Raw genomic sequence first — 14523 nt, 5'->3', positions numbered from 1 at the left:
CTATAGTCTTGGTGGTGTATAATCGACAAGATACCTGTTCGCTAACCTATGCGTATTTCCATCCCTGTCACTGAGCCATATTCGAATTAACTGATCGCCTTCCATCAGCTTCACCTGCATGGAAGTGATTTTCCCATCCTTCGGTTTTTCAAGGTTTTGGTCATACATATCCTAATCTGCCATCGTAATTCGAATATTTGCCCTCTTGGAGTTTAAACGTTATATTCACTTCAAGGATATGTGCAGATGTTTTCCTGCCTAACACTTCCTGTTATATCCACAATATCAGAATGGTAATACGGCCATTTCCAAATGTCCATAATTGATAGTTGACATAAAAAAGCCCCGCAGTACTACTGCAAGGGCGAAAATAATTTCAATGCATAAACCGTTACAGAACGTATACAGATCTGCTATTTAAATTATTCTTCGAATTTATGACCACATTCCGCACAGAAGCTCGACCCTTTATCACTTGCTACCTGACACACTGGACATACAACCATCACTTTTATATCTACAACTTCCTCTTCTGAAAAATGCCCTACAAAATGATGTCCGCAGCCTGAACAGAACTTTGTATCTAATGTAGCAGGTTTACTACAAGACGGACACAGTTTCTCATTCTGCACCGTACGAATCCGATTTTCAACATCCTGAACTTCTGCTTTCTTCTGATTGATCTGTTCACTAAACAGCAGCAGTTGATCGCTTATTTCTTCTATTGTCCCATTTTGCATGGCATGATACACACATTCTCCCATACGACTGTAAATACCCGTAATTTCTTTTTCCTTTGAAGAAATTTGAAATTTCAACCGATTTACCTCTATCGTGGACTGTGCTTTTTTTCCTGCTTCCGCTGCACCTTGCTTTAATTTATCAAAAAAACTGCTCACCGTAATCCTCTCCATTCCGTAAATGAGTACTGATCATGATAACTTTAGATATTAGTAATATAGAGAAAAACATCTCTGTTTATTACATGAATCACCTTACATAACCAGTACTATTCACATCTCGGTAAAAAAAAGCCCCCGCAGCGCTGCTGCAAGGGCAAAAGCAAATCAAATATATAAACAGAACCGTAACAGAACGTATACAGAACCCTCAGAGAGAGAGGGGATTACTTACCTACTGTGTGGATTGGGTGACCAAGAACAACTTCAGCAGCTTCCATCACGATTTCACCAAGTGTTGGGTGAGCGTGGATTGTCAACGCCAAGTCTTCTACAGTTGCAGCCATTTCAACTGCCAAGCCCATTTCCGCGATCAAGTTCGATGCTTCAGGACCTACGATTTGAGAACCGAGGACGATACCTGTGTCAGCATCGGATACGATTTTCACGAAACCGTCAACGCTTCCGCCGAGGGACAACGCACGACCGTTACCTGCATAAGGGAATTTACCAGCTTTTACTTTGAAGCCTTTTTCCTTCGCTTCGGATTCAGACAAGCCTACGCTTGCGCACTCTGGATCTGTGAAGCATACTGCAGGGATGCACTTGTAATCTACAACGCTAGGCATTCCAGCGATTGCTTCTGCAGCCACTTTACCTTCGTAAGAAGCTTTGTGAGCCAATGCAGGGCCAGCAACGATATCGCCGATAGCGAAGATGTGCGGAATGCTTGTGCGTCCTTGGTGGTCAACTTCAATCAAGCCGCGATCAGTCATTTTCACGCCGATCATGTCCAGACCAAGCTCACCGTCAGTGTTCGGACGACGACCAACTGTTACGAGCAAGTAGTCAGCTGTCACTTCTTTGGACTCGCCGCCAACTGTGAATTTCACAGTAACGTCTTTGTCTGTTTGTGTAGCAGATTCTGCTTTCGCACCAGTGAAGATCTCAACATTGGATTTCTTCATGTTTTTCGATACAAGTTGTGTCATGTCTTTGTCGAAGCCAGGAAGAACCATGTCCGCGCCTTCGATAACAGTTACTTTCGTACCGAACTTGGAGTACATTTGACCAAGCTCAGCGCCGATGTAGCCGCCGCCGATAACGATCATGGACTTAGGAACTTCTGGCAATTCCAAAGCTTCTGTCGAAGACAGGATGCGTCCAGTGAATGGGAAAGGCTTCAATTCGATTGGACGGGAACCTGTTGCGATGATGCAGTTTTTGAACTTGTAGCGCGGTGCTTCTTGATCGTTGAAGACACGTGCTTCATTTTCATTGATGAACATGCATTCGCCTTTGAAGATTTGAACTTTGTTAGCTTTCAACAAAGCGCCTACGCCGCCAGTCAATTTCTTAACTACGCCGCCTTTAAATTCTTGCACTTTTGTGAAGTCCACTTTTACGTTTTCTGCAGTAATACCGATTGCAGAAGCGTGTTGTGTTACTTCATATTGGTGTGCAGCACTGATAAGCGCTTTGGATGGGATACAACCGCGGTTCAAGCACACACCGCCGAGTTCGGATTTATCTACGATGAGTACGCTTTGGCCGAGTTGGGCAGCGCGAATCGCTGCCACGTAACCGCCAGGGCCTGCCCCGATAACCAAAGTGTCAATGTTCAAAGATGCGTCTCCTACTACCATTTGGTTACACCTCCATAACAAGCAACTCAGGATTAGCAAGCAGTTGCTTGATGTAGTTCATAAAGTTTTGAGCTGTCGCGCCATCGATCAGACGGTGGTCAAAGCTGAGGGACAATGCCATAACTGGCGCTGCCACGATTTCGCCGTTCTTCACAACTGGCTTCTCGGAGATACGGCCTGTACCCAAGATTGCAACTTCTGGGAAGTTGATGATTGGAGTAAAGAACATACCGCCAGCGGAACCAATGTTTGTGATTGTGATTGTGCTGCCTTTCAGTTCGTTCGGAGCAAGTTTGCCTTCACGACCGCGGCTAGCCAAATCTTTAATATCGTTAGCGATCATCCAGATGCTGCGACGATCTGCATCATTGATTACAGGAACCATCAAGCCGTTGTCTGTATCTGTTGCGATACCGATATTGTAGTACTTTTTGTACACGATTTCGTTGTTTGCTTCGTCGATCATTGCGTTCATCGCAGGGAATTGACGGCAAGCTGCAACGAGTGCTTTTACGATGAATGGAAGGTAAGTTACTTTTGTACCTTTCTTCTCCATCATTGGCTTCAAGCGTGTGCGGAATGCAACAAGCTCGCCAACTTCCACTTCGTCCATGATTGTAACGTGTGGAGCTGTGTAAGCCGATTTAACCATTGCATTCGAAATCGCTTTGCGAATACCTTTGAACGGTACGCGCTCTTCTTCAGCATCGCGTCCAGTTGCTGCTGCCGCTGGAGCTGCTTTTTTCGCTTCTTCTGCTTTAGGTGCCTCAGTTGCTGCTGGAGCTGTTGCAGGTGCTCCGCCGTTAGCGAATGCTTCTACATCTTCACGAGTGATTTTGCCGTTCTTGCCAGTAGCAGGAACTTCAGCAATGTTCACGCCAAGATCACGAGCATGCTTGCGAACGCTTGGAGTTGCAAGTACATCACGGTTAGGTGCTGCTGCTACGCCTTCAGCTTTAGGAGCTTCAGCTGCTGGTGCAGGAGCTGCTTCCTCTTGAGCTGCTTCTTCTGGCATATCTTGCTCAGGAATTTCACCTTCAGCGTCGATGATCGCTACTACTTCGCCCATGTGGCATACTTGACCATCTTTCGCGAATACTTCCAATACCGTACCATTTACAGGGCAAGGAACTTCAACGATAGCTTTATCGTTTTGTACTTCCATGATGATATCATCATCAGTTACCTTGTCTCCTGCTTTAATGTGCATTTTGATAATTTCGCCTTCGTGAAGGCCCTCCCCTAGTTCAGGGAAGCGATACTCAAATTTAGCCACAGTAAAATCCTCCTTCTCTCTGTTCCGGTTCTATCTTAGAAGTTCAATACTTTGTTGACGCCTGCTACGATACGAGCTGGTGATGGCAACCATTGATCTTCGATTTGTGCGAAAGGATACACTGTATCTGGACCTGCAATACGAAGTACAGGTGCTTCCAGATGAAGAATCGCTTTTTCGTTGATTTGTGCAATAACTTCTGCAGCTACGCCGGAAGTCTTTTGCGCTTCTTGTACCACAATTGCGCGGTTCGTCTTCTTGATAGACTCAACGATTGTGTCGATATCAAGCGGCGCCAATGTGCGAAGGTCGATAACTTCTGCTTGCACGCCTTCTTTTTCAAGTTCAGCAGCAGCTTTCATTGCTGTGTGAACCATCAAGCCGTATGCAAGAATTGTTACGTCTTTACCTTCACGAACAACTTTGGCTTTACCGATTTCAACTGTATATTCGCCTTCTGGCACTTCATCACGGAATGCATGATACAAGTTCAAGTGTTCCATGAAGAATACTGGATCATTGTCACGGATTGCGGAAATCATCAATCCTTTTGCATCGTAAGGGTTGGAAGGAACAATAACCTTGATACCTGGTGTTTGTACCATCAAACCTTCAAGGGAGTCTGTATGCAATTCTGCAGCTTTTACGCCGCCACCGAATGGTGTGCGGAATACGATTGGCGAGTTGTAGCGGCCGCCGGAACGGAAGCGCATGCGTGCTGCTTGAACGCACATTTGGTCAAGTGCTTCATAGATGAAACCTACGAATTGGATTTCAGCAACAGGACGGAAGCCTTGAACGCCCAAACCTACTGCCATACCGCCGATTGCGGACTCTGCAAGCGGAGTATCAAATACACGCTCTTCACCAAATTCTTTTTGCAAACCTTCAGTCGCACGGAATACACCGCCGACATGGCCAACGTCTTCACCAAAGACCACAACATTAGGGTCTCTTTTCAATTCAACGCGCATTGCGTCGCGAATTGCTTCTTTCATATTCATTTGTGCCATTGCTTGTTTCCTCCTTACCGTTATCACAGAACCATATATGGATTCGTTGTCCTCGCATCAACGAGGCCCGTTAACTTTCAGAACGTTGTCCGAATTATTGGAAATCCGCTTTTTGCTCTTCCAAGAATTTCGGAGTAGTTTCGAACATGCTGTCGATCAAGCCTGCAACAGTCATTTTCTCTGTTTTTTCAGCACGTTTGATTTCTTCGTTCACTTTTGCTTTTGCTTCATCTTTTACGCGAGCTGTGTCTTCTTCTGTCCAAAGACCTTTTTTCTCCAAGTATTTGCCGAAGCGCACGAGTGGATCTTTGATTGCCCATTCTGCTTCTTCGTCTTTTGTACGATATTTTGTAGTATCGTCCGCCATGGAGTGTGGACGGTAACGGTAAGTCAACGCTTCGATCAACGTTGCGCCTTCACCTTTGCGTCCGCGTTCTGCAGCGATTTGAACAGCCTTGATAACGGCAAGCACGTCCATGCCGTCTACTTGCATGCCATGGATACCTGCTGCAACGGATTTATGAGCGATCGACTTCGCATTTGTTTGTTTCGCAAATGGAGTTGTGATTGCATAGCCGTTGTTTTGTACGAAGAAGATAACTGGCAAGTTGAATGCACCTGCGAAGTTCAAGCCTTCGTAGAAGTCGCCTTCGGAAGAACCGCCGTCACCTGTGTATGTGATTGCAACCTGTGCTTGCTTTTTCAACTTGAAGCCCATTGCAATACCCATCGCGTGCAAGATTTGCGCGCCGATGATGATTTGCGGCATCATTACGTTAACGCCTTCTGGAATTTGTCCACCATGTTGATGACCACGGGAGTACAAGAAAGCTTGGTACAAAGGCAATCCGTGCCATACGATTTGCGGCATGTCACGATATGCTGGTACAACAAAGTCTTCTTTTTGCAAAGGATATACGCTTCCTACCATGGAAGCTTCTTGACCGGACACCGGTGCATAGAAACCAAGGCGGCCTTGACGGCCCAGGTTGATTGCGCGATCATCCCATGTACGTGTAAATACCATACGGTACATGATTTCTTTCAATTGTTCGTCAGTCAGATCCGGAACCATATCCGGGTTAACAATTTCTCCTTCCGGAGACAAGACGGACAACGGTTGAATCTCTTCCGTCTGAACTTCAAATGGGAACTTGCTCATGTTTTTCACCTCAATAAAAGTTTGAAGATTTTGTTTCGCTGTTATAGAATTATTATACACCTGTTTTAGTCGATTGGTCAAAAGAAAACGCGAAAAAAGTGAACATTTTGTTGAATTGTTGTTATAACAGCTGTTGTTAATGACTATAACAGGGTGTTACAAATTTGTGAACTCACTCACATAGTCGATACTTGTTCGCGGAACATTATATAGTAGAAAGTCAAAGATTCTTATTTCTTTCCTATAGTGAGTCCCTAATCAAGACCATCGAAATTAGTATTCACCAACATTGATAAAATTTTGCATGAGGCGGTGCTATGCATGTCAGATTCTTCAATATTCAAGAGAACCATTGTAAAACACGACATTCCAAGCAAATATCTTGAAGGAGGCAGTCGTCACGTTCGCGTCTATTTGCCGCCAGGATATCAGGAAATACTCAGTTATCCCGTTGTCTATTGTCAGGACGGAGAAGATTTCTTTAATTTTGGTCGTATTGCGACACACGCGAATCAGCTCATTATCGAAGGTGACATGGAGCCATTCATCATCGTTGGAGTTGATGTGAATAAGAAAATCCGTACTTCTGAGTATTCCCCGGATGGAGAACGATTTGAATCCTATACTCGCGCCTTTGCAGAAGAGATTGTACCTGCAATTGAGCGAATGTATCCAGTACGCACCGATTGGACAGAAATCACGCTCGCAGGTGATTCACTCGGTGGCACTGTTTCCCTACATCTAGCGCTAAAATATCCTGACAAATTCCGTCAGGTAATCTCCTTGTCCGGCGCCTACTACCCATACTCGCAGCAGCTTATCGCGCAGGAGCAGGATCTATCATGGCTGCATCTCTTTATGATCGTCGGTCTGCAAGAGACTGCGTTCACAACCGATACAGGGACTTATAATTTTGTTGAATTAAATCGGGATACACACAAGCTGTTTACGGATCGAAATGCTCATGTTCTCTATGGTGAGCATGAAGGGCATCATTTGTGGGGATTCTGGCAAAAACACGTCCCAGATGCTCTTCGTCATTTTCTTGACTAGCTGCTTGTCCATTTCCATATGAGCATACAAGCATTGATGAGGAACACCCCTATTAAACATAAAAAAAGTAGTGGCATACAAGGATGTATGTCACTACTTTTCATCAAACCCATAAATTTTTTATGACATCAAAGGATGTTTCTCTTTAATCCGCTCTAACAATCGTACACACCCTGCTTGAACTAAACGATATACTTCTTCAAAATTGCCTGTATAGTACGGATCAGGCACCTCTTCCAGGTTCTCTTCAGGAAGCAAAGTCATAAATCGCAGAACTTCAGATGTTCTGTTGTCCGAGCCTTCCCACGCCAGCACATTTTGTTCGTTGCTCGGATCCATACATACGATGTACGTATAGGTTTGAAAATCTGTCGGATGAAGCTGTCGTGCTCTCATCCCTTCATAAGTAATCCCGTGTTCGTCCAATAGCTTGCGAGTTCCTTCATGCGGAGGATGACCTATATGCCAATCTCCTGTACCTGCTGAATCCACCTGAATCACCTGATCTAAGCCTGCTTGCTCCACTTGCTCACGGAATACAGCTTCAGCCATAGGAGAACGGCATATATTTCCCAGGCATACGAACAACACGTTCACCTTCGTACTTTCAGCCACGTAACATTCCTCCCTTTTCTATATACCATAGCTTCTTGCCTTACTTAGTGTTTCATTATGTAAGGTGTATATCCTGTTAAGATTCACTTATTGTATCGGCAGTCTTTATTTATTGCAAATGGATATATTTATTTGGTTCCCCATTCAAATTTCGATATAATGGGAGGGATTCAACTTGTCATCATACTCATTGCGATATAAAGGAAGGTCATAACGTTGTCAAACGATCAACAGGTTACTTCAACACCCGCTCATATTGCCATTGTAGCGGGTGGAACCATTTCCGAGAAAATAGCAGACCAGATTCGTACGATGGATTACATCATCGGCGCTGATCGAGGAGCTCTCTATCTGGTACAGCACAACATTATTCCCGATCAGGCCTTAGGAGATTTCGACTCCGTAACAGAGGATGAACGGGAGCATATCCGCGCTTCGAGCCGGAAATACATGGATTGTGACGCCGTCGATAAAAATTATACCGACACCGAACTTGCTTTCAATCATGCTCTCGCAATGAAACCAACGCAAATTACGCTATTCGGCGTAACCGGCACGAGACTTGATCATACGCTGTCTAATATTCATTTATTGCGCAAAGCCGTCGATGAAGGAATTAAGTGTCAAATCGTTGACGAACACAATATCATTATGCTAACGAATTCGAGTGTTACATTACAGACGAATTCCTTCCCGTATGTATCATTGCTGCCACTGAGCTCAACAGTAACTGGTATTACGTTAACTGGATTTAAGTACCCGCTTTATGATGCAACCCTGCAGATTGGACAATCCCTAGGAATAAGCAACGAATGGGATGACGGTGATACTGCTTCGGTTCGTGTGCGAGAAGGCTACCTCTTAATTATTTGCAGTCGCGATTAATATAAAGTGGATTTCAATCTCTGTCAAAGTGTCATTCGTAAAAGGAATACGCCATTCAATCGTTCAATGATGTAACTACCTGCGAACGTTCGAATGGCGTATTTTTTATTTGTAAATAATCTTTACATCACCGCTTACAACAACAGCATACCTAGCATGGCTGACAGCAGAACGGTAATCCAGGGCGATTGCCTCCATACAATTAGTGATAATATACCAATTAGCACGATACACATGTGAATCGGACTCGTTACCGATGTTGTGAGGACAGGATCGTAAAGTGCTGCAAGCAGCAACCCTACAACAGCGGCATTGATCCCTTGAAAAGCTGCCCGAACACTTCTCCATTGCCGAACATGCGACATATAAGGGAGTATTGCCCCCATTAGCAGGTAAGAAGGGAGAAAAATAAATAAAGTAGCAACGATGGCAAGAACGATTCCAAATCCACCTGAATGAATAGAAGCACCTACAAATGCTGCAAATGTAAACAAAGGCCCTGGTACTGCTTGTGCTGCCCCATACCCTGCGAGCAGTGAAGAATCATCCAGCAACCCTGCCGTCATCAGTTCATGCTTCAGTACAGGAAGAACAACATGTCCGCCACCGAACACCGCTGACCCGGTACGATACATGATTTCCATAAGCTGTGTCACTACACTTGGTATATAATACGCCAGCATTGGCAACCCGATAAGCAGTCCGAAAAATAACAGAGTCATCCATTTTGCAAATGTACGTGAAATGTTTGACTTCCCTTCTTCAATACACTCATATTGGTTTTGATTGGTCCTGATCGCTGGTTCGCTATTTTCCGCCCGATTTCGGAATAGGACGACACCTGCAGCAAGTGCCCCCCCCATAATAAGGAGCTGTCCGTAAACGCCGATAAGAAGAAGGGATAGGATTGCGGCAACAATTGCGATCGTTCTTCGAAGCGCGTCAGGTGTCAATTGTTTATTCATTCCCCATAACGCCTGAATAATAATCGGAACTGCCGCAAGCTTCAATCCTTGCAGCCACCCAGGATCTTGATTGGGCAGCCAACTAATTCCGAAGGCAAATAAGGCAAGCAGACAAGCAGACGGCAGCGTAAAGCCCAACCACGCCATCGCCCCTCCAAGCCATCCAGCTCTCTTCATACCTATTCCAATTCCAAGTTGGCTGCTGGATGGGCCGGGAAGCATTTGACTAATCGCCTGCAATTCAGCAAACTGCTGATCGTCTAACCATTTCAACTGCTGTACATAGGTTTTATGAAAGTAGCCTATATGCGCAGCCGGCCCTCCAAAAGAAGTCAATCCTAGCCGCAATGCGGTCACAAATGTTTCTCTAACTCCATGCCAATAGGTTCTCATCCGATTCCTGTTACTCCTCTTCTATTTCGCACGAATATATCTTCATTGTTCCTTCATTTCTTATATGATGAGGTACCATCCGAATTGAAGCAATAGATTTACATAATCTTATTATTGTGCAAACTGCGTTTAAATTTGTGAATCAGAAGCAGCCCCAGCAAATTTACAGTAAAATAAACAACCGCCCTGCTGTTTTCAGGACGGCTCATTAAAACGTCGCTTTGCGATATGTATTACAGCAAAGACCCCTATTAAGTTGAAATAGCATTAGGGACATGATTTCAAAAAATATCCTTGTTTGGCCGCATCAGCTGCTGAATGATAGGATTCCAAAGCATTCGATGGAGCGCATTTTTCGGGGAATGCATACTTAATGCCATTCATGATTACGCCATGATAATTGTTTCTCTTAAGCAGCCGTGAGCCGCCGAGAGCATAATGATTATACGAAGAATAGCCTAAAGGCAAACCTTGTATGAAGGCCATAACACCCACGTCGTTGATGGTATTATGCCATTCTTCATCTGAAATGGAAGGCAAGGTGAACGTATAGGAGACACCATTTCGTAAAGCCCGTTCGTTGTGTTCATTGATGGTGTTGGCCAGCGCTTGTTGAATGGTATCTACGATTGTCGTACGTCTTACCGCATCAAATAACTGATCATCCTGTAGTATCGGAACATCTGCAGCCGTGCTTTTTAACTCCCGTTGATATCCTGCAAGCCAGCTCCCCGATGATGGACGATACACGGTAATATAATCATCTAACGTAAATCCGATCACATTTCCACCTTGATCCATAAACCCATAAGGCAACTTCGGCTTCCATACATGCTGCATCTGGGATTCACCATTTTGGCCGATATATTCATCCTCAGCATACATATCAACACCATCATAGCCAATGATTGCAATCACCGGAATATATCGCTTCAATTCATCCTGCTCTTTCTCCTCATTCCATAAACCAAAGTTAAGAAATAACGTCATAAAGAATGAATTAATCGCATCATTACGACGCAGTTCCAGCCGCTTCTGTGACTCATATCCTTCCTCCGTTTCCTTCCACACAGCAGATATCTGCAGTGTACGGGCTGCATCATCAACGGCTTGATTCATAGCGTCATTATACTTTAGTTCAAGCTGCAGCTTGCTCGCTTCCTCTCTTGCTTGTAGCTTATTCACCCAAAACAAAGGGAAACAGATCAGAACAAAGAGTATTGAAAATTTAACTACTTTCATTTCGAACCATTCCTCCGACAGGAATACGAATCCGTTCATTTGGGCCAAATGAGCCTGTCAGCCAGTCCAAAATCATGGCCGCACGTGTTCGATTCGTATTGCTTACGGACACATAGAAATAATCTCCAATGCTCAGCTTATACGTACGGGACGGAGATTCAACAGATTGTCCATCTCCCGGAAACAGCTTTTCCATCAGCATCACTTTATTGTTTAGTTGGTAACGGATTAGAAAGTCCCCAGTAAATGTATTGACTTGAACGGGATCCCTATAGATCGGATCATACTTTTTCACATAATGCTCAACAACCACATCATATACATTACCCGTCTTCTCCATTTCCGCCATAAAATCATTCCACATGACAGGAGTGATTACTCCCTTATCCCTTACGGCATCTGAGAATGTAGATGCACTTCGCTGCACATACATCGCAGCTAGGTCATCCTGCCGCTGATATGATTCTAATATCGGGTAAAGAAAGAGCAGCAGCACTCCTATCATCACACCAAGCAGCTTAACCACTGCATTGCCCAATCCGCTACCTCCTACCTGAAGATCATTTTACGGATGTCGCCATCTTCATTTCGTTCGATATGAAGATGATATTGTTTCGTTCGTGATATCGAATTGAACTGAATATCCTCAAGGAGGATTGTAGATTTGACGCTCATGCCTTCAACCTCAAGCTCAACATTCTCCCTTAACTGACTGATAAATAGAATGACATCAGCTCCCGTTAATGGCTTAGATCGTATAGGCTCCATCGTAGATCGAACATTCCGATCCTTCACTTGATTGGCATGATCTACTTGTCGAATCGTATAGGACGTACTTCCAATGAGTTGTAAGGCCCCCGTCAATGCGACCAAAAACAGTATCGATGCTACTGCTAGTTCAGCTATTCGACTCGCATTATGCATACTGCCTCCCTTTTCAAGCACTGATGTCAAAATATAAGTTTCCCAAAATTCCACAGTGGAGATATGTATATAAGAAAACTCAGGGTGACACCCCAAATCCTACTGCTGTTCAAATACAATCCCTCTTGTAACGTTGCTGGAGTCCACGATTAGCTTTGCTTTAAACTTTCCGCTAGGATTCACGTAGTTATCAGATGATTCATTCAATGCCAAATCTATACTGTCATTTCGATTGTTCCCCGCAATCTCACCGTTCGGCAGCACGTAATATCCATAATGATTTCCATCCGATTTTCCTGCACGATTTTTACCAGTTACAACACGAATCCCGAATTGATCTTGCTTGAAAAATTTACGTATTGCATTAATGACCTGAGAACCGCTAACCGAGGTATTATCATAAACCGTAAATGATGCCTTGCTTAACTCTGTCTGGATCGATGAAAATTCATTTTGAGCCGTTTTTGTCGCTTCCTGCGCACTAACGAACAACAACACAACAATCGTAATTAGCGCAATGGTAAGAAAAATTCCTGCTGCCACCTTCAATGCAGATTGGGCATTATTCATACTTTTAACACTCCTTTGTTATAGAGATTGGATTTGTTCAAAGGAAGAACGCATTTGCTCTGCGCTCATCCATACAAGGGGTACCACGAGATACAAAAAAATTAAGGTATACATCGGAGCGAACCCCAGCCACCTTCCCCAGCCTGCTTTGGCTTCGATACTTGTCTCATAATGCTGTCTAAGCATATCCTGTTCATAGAACCAGTCTTGCTCTGCATCATCGAACGCCTCATTAAGCGGAATATGATTGTGGGCTAGCTCCAGCTTGTCCACAAGCCTGACGAAGTCTGGATATGGCGCATGGATTCGCAGTTGTTGAAGCGCATGATCCGTACCGCTCTCCCAATTAAGCAGACATATTTGTAAAGGGCGACGGAACAAAATCGTGCAGCGACTCATCCACTCCACCATCGATTCTGCCGTCATCCGCTCGAAAGCACGCAGCAGCATGCAAAGAGACTGCATTTGACTGATCTCTGTACGCATATCCAAATGTCGAATCCGAATACGGATCCGCAGAATCATAACAAATGCATAATATGCACCCCACCCAACGGTGAATGGAAGCAGAACTTCCCACCATGAAACTCTCATCTCACGATGATAAATAGCAAGTGGTACGAGCGACTTCGTCGATTGTTCGATTCGTTGATAGCTCCAGTCTGGGTGTTCCTTCAAGATCGCAGTTTTCAGAGCGAGTTGAAGTCCGTGATTGTCTGTCTCTGGGTTGGAACTTAGTATCCATTGCTTAGTTAACTCCATACTTAGTCCCGCTTCTAGCGATTTGGTATTCAGCTGATTCCATATCCATTGCGTAGATCCCAAGTGCAATGAAACAATTAACACAAAGCAGATTCCACAAGTTACGATCGCTTGTATGAAGCGATGGCCATAGAAATGCCCTAAGGTCATCGATTCGTTTGCTTCATGTAATAAGCGCTGAGCACGCTTCAGCGACTCGATCTGCCTACTGTTCACCCAGACATCCAGTAATCTTCGAATGATTCGCTGCTCCAGCAATCTTCTGATCCACCCAGTGCGCTGTGATTGATTCTCAGCCATCGCGCTTCTCCAATGAAGCTGTTGTAATATGCGATGGCACATCAAGACGGAACAGAAAACTGTTAGTTGCAGACACCAACCAAGCTTCGAATGATAAAACAATTCCATAGATGGAAAATAGGTCGTCGCCCACCTTTCCAGTGGATCTGTGAATAGAACGGGAATAACGGCAATTGCTTTTAATCCCCCAAGCAGATAATCGAGTCGTGCACGCATAACGAGCTCTGTTTGCATTTCACGAACAATCATGGCAAGTCCCTTCAAATAGGAAGAACCATCTGTTCCCTTCGGATCACCATACTCAGCTACCAACTTGGATAAGCCTCCAAGCATCTTATAATAACGATTCGGAGCTGCCTCCTCATAAGCAGCCATAGCGGAATCGGAATCGGGATCGCTAATCAACTTCGCAATACGCTGTAAATGTGGTGCGAGCATCGGATGCGAGCATTCAATCGTATCTTCTAGTGCAGCATCCACCATCTTGTACCGATGATAGGCATGTCTCATATGCCCAATCGACATGGATGATAAATGAAGAAGCTTCACTTCGGCACGTGTGATCATAACGTCACGATATAGACTTTCCACCACACTAAGTACAACAATAAGCATGATCCATGACAGCAGATTTTGATCGAAGGAGACGAATATTGAGAGCGCAATGAGAATCGCTATTCCACTCCCTAGCAGTATGGAGGCTGTTCGCTCACGCAATAGCCACTCGTCATAACTGTATAACGGTGCAAGCTGTTGGCGGAGTGACGCCGTCTTCTTTTTTAGCATAGGAACTCTCAAGCTCCAACGATAGACATCCC

14 protein-coding genes are annotated in these 14523 nt (G+C 44.5%); 2 read left to right on the top strand and 12 right to left on the bottom strand.

Features of this window, described 5'->3' with window-relative positions:
• Positions 1-422: 422 nt before the first annotated feature.
• The 5 genes from RQP50_RS14055 to pdhA form a co-directional block, all read right to left on the bottom strand.
• Positions 423-899, bottom strand: coding sequence for a zinc ribbon domain-containing protein (locus RQP50_RS14055; protein ID WP_065291673.1), 477 nt, complete (start codon positions 897-899; stop codon positions 423-425).
• A gap of 227 nt (positions 900-1126) precedes the next feature.
• Positions 1127-2545 (bottom strand): dihydrolipoyl dehydrogenase, encoded by a 1419-nt coding sequence (gene lpdA / locus RQP50_RS14050; RefSeq protein ID WP_021253884.1) that lies wholly within the window; start codon positions 2543-2545, stop codon positions 1127-1129.
• A 4-nt stretch (positions 2546-2549) separates the two neighbouring features.
• Entirely contained in the window at positions 2550-3821 is a 1272-nt protein-coding gene (locus RQP50_RS14045; protein WP_072728405.1) for a dihydrolipoamide acetyltransferase family protein, read from the bottom strand.
• 35 nt (positions 3822-3856) lie between these two features.
• The gene (locus RQP50_RS14040; RefSeq protein WP_021253886.1) at positions 3857-4834 is read right to left on the bottom strand and encodes an alpha-ketoacid dehydrogenase subunit beta; all 978 of its coding nucleotides are present in this window, start codon (positions 4832-4834) and stop codon (positions 3857-3859) included.
• Positions 4835-4928: 94 nt separating this feature from the next.
• Complete coding sequence (gene pdhA, locus RQP50_RS14035; protein ID WP_021253887.1) at positions 4929-5996, bottom strand: pyruvate dehydrogenase (acetyl-transferring) E1 component subunit alpha; 1068 nt, start codon at positions 5994-5996, stop codon at positions 4929-4931.
• Positions 5997-6317: 321 nt separating this feature from the next.
• On the opposite strand from pdhA, the gene RQP50_RS14030 reads away from it, so the two are divergent.
• Entirely contained in the window at positions 6318-7049 is a 732-nt protein-coding gene (locus RQP50_RS14030; RefSeq protein WP_065291674.1) for an alpha/beta hydrolase, read from the top strand.
• 120 nt (positions 7050-7169) lie between these two features.
• On the opposite strand, the gene RQP50_RS14025 is transcribed toward RQP50_RS14030, so the two are convergent.
• Positions 7170-7664 (bottom strand): low molecular weight protein-tyrosine-phosphatase, encoded by a 495-nt coding sequence (locus tag RQP50_RS14025; RefSeq protein WP_072728404.1) that lies wholly within the window; start codon positions 7662-7664, stop codon positions 7170-7172.
• Between the two features lie 216 nt (positions 7665-7880).
• On the opposite strand from RQP50_RS14025, the gene RQP50_RS14020 reads away from it, so the two are divergent.
• A complete protein-coding gene (locus RQP50_RS14020) occupies positions 7881-8549 on the top strand; it encodes a thiamine diphosphokinase (RefSeq protein ID WP_083545000.1) in 669 nt (222 codons plus the stop codon).
• A 134-nt stretch (positions 8550-8683) separates the two neighbouring features.
• On the opposite strand, the gene chrA is transcribed toward RQP50_RS14020, so the two are convergent.
• From chrA to RQP50_RS13990, 6 genes are all read right to left on the bottom strand, one after another.
• Entirely contained in the window at positions 8684-9907 is a 1224-nt protein-coding gene (gene chrA / locus RQP50_RS14015) for a chromate efflux transporter (protein WP_315745791.1), read from the bottom strand.
• Positions 9908-10174: 267 nt separating this feature from the next.
• Positions 10175-11149, bottom strand: a complete 975-nt coding sequence (locus RQP50_RS14010) for a hypothetical protein (protein WP_072728402.1) — start codon at positions 11147-11149, stop codon at positions 10175-10177.
• The gene (locus RQP50_RS14005) at positions 11136-11687 is read right to left on the bottom strand and encodes a hypothetical protein (RefSeq protein ID WP_315745790.1); all 552 of its coding nucleotides are present in this window, start codon (positions 11685-11687) and stop codon (positions 11136-11138) included. The genes RQP50_RS14010 and RQP50_RS14005 overlap by 14 nt, the downstream gene beginning before the upstream one ends.
• 11 nt (positions 11688-11698) lie before the next feature.
• Positions 11699-12073: a hypothetical protein gene (locus RQP50_RS14000; protein WP_315745789.1), complete on the bottom strand. Its 375-nt coding sequence runs from the start codon at positions 12071-12073 to the stop codon at positions 11699-11701.
• A 99-nt stretch (positions 12074-12172) separates the two neighbouring features.
• The gene (locus RQP50_RS13995) at positions 12173-12643 is read right to left on the bottom strand and encodes a hypothetical protein (protein ID WP_021253895.1); all 471 of its coding nucleotides are present in this window, start codon (positions 12641-12643) and stop codon (positions 12173-12175) included.
• A gap of 18 nt (positions 12644-12661) precedes the next feature.
• On the bottom strand, positions 12662-14491 hold the full coding sequence (locus RQP50_RS13990; protein ID WP_315745788.1) for a GTPase SAR1: 1830 nt from the start codon (positions 14489-14491) through the stop codon (positions 12662-12664).
• Between the last annotated feature and the right edge of the window lie 32 nt (positions 14492-14523).

Origin of the sequence: Paenibacillus suaedae, from assembly GCF_032337355.1 — a bacterium.
Taxonomy (GTDB): domain Bacteria; phylum Bacillota; class Bacilli; order Paenibacillales; family Paenibacillaceae; genus Paenibacillus_B; species Paenibacillus_B suaedae.
The sequence above is the reverse complement of the archived record's forward strand: the minus strand, read 5'-3'. Positions and strand labels throughout refer to the sequence as shown.

Excerpts from the sequence above, each read along its gene's own strand:
- lpdA (WP_021253884.1), bottom strand. The coding sequence starts at position 2,545 with ATGGTAGTAGGAGACGCATCTTTGAACATTGACACTTTGGTTATCGGG.
- RQP50_RS14040 (WP_021253886.1), bottom strand. The coding sequence starts at position 4,834 with ATGGCACAAATGAATATGAAAGAAGCAATTCGCGACGCAATGCGCGTT.
- RQP50_RS13990 (WP_315745788.1), bottom strand. The coding sequence starts at position 14,491 with ATGCTAAAAAAGAAGACGGCGTCACTCCGCCAACAGCTTGCACCGTTA.
- RQP50_RS14000 (WP_315745789.1), bottom strand. The coding sequence starts at position 12,073 with ATGCATAATGCGAGTCGAATAGCTGAACTAGCAGTAGCATCGATACTG.
- RQP50_RS13995 (WP_021253895.1), bottom strand. The coding sequence starts at position 12,643 with ATGAATAATGCCCAATCTGCATTGAAGGTGGCAGCAGGAATTTTTCTT.
- RQP50_RS14030 (WP_065291674.1), top strand. The coding sequence starts at position 6,318 with ATGTCAGATTCTTCAATATTCAAGAGAACCATTGTAAAACACGACATT.
- RQP50_RS14010 (WP_072728402.1), bottom strand. The coding sequence starts at position 11,149 with ATGAAAGTAGTTAAATTTTCAATACTCTTTGTTCTGATCTGTTTCCCT.
- pdhA (WP_021253887.1), bottom strand. The coding sequence starts at position 5,996 with ATGAGCAAGTTCCCATTTGAAGTTCAGACGGAAGAGATTCAACCGTTG.
- chrA (WP_315745791.1), bottom strand. The coding sequence starts at position 9,907 with ATGAGAACCTATTGGCATGGAGTTAGAGAAACATTTGTGACCGCATTG.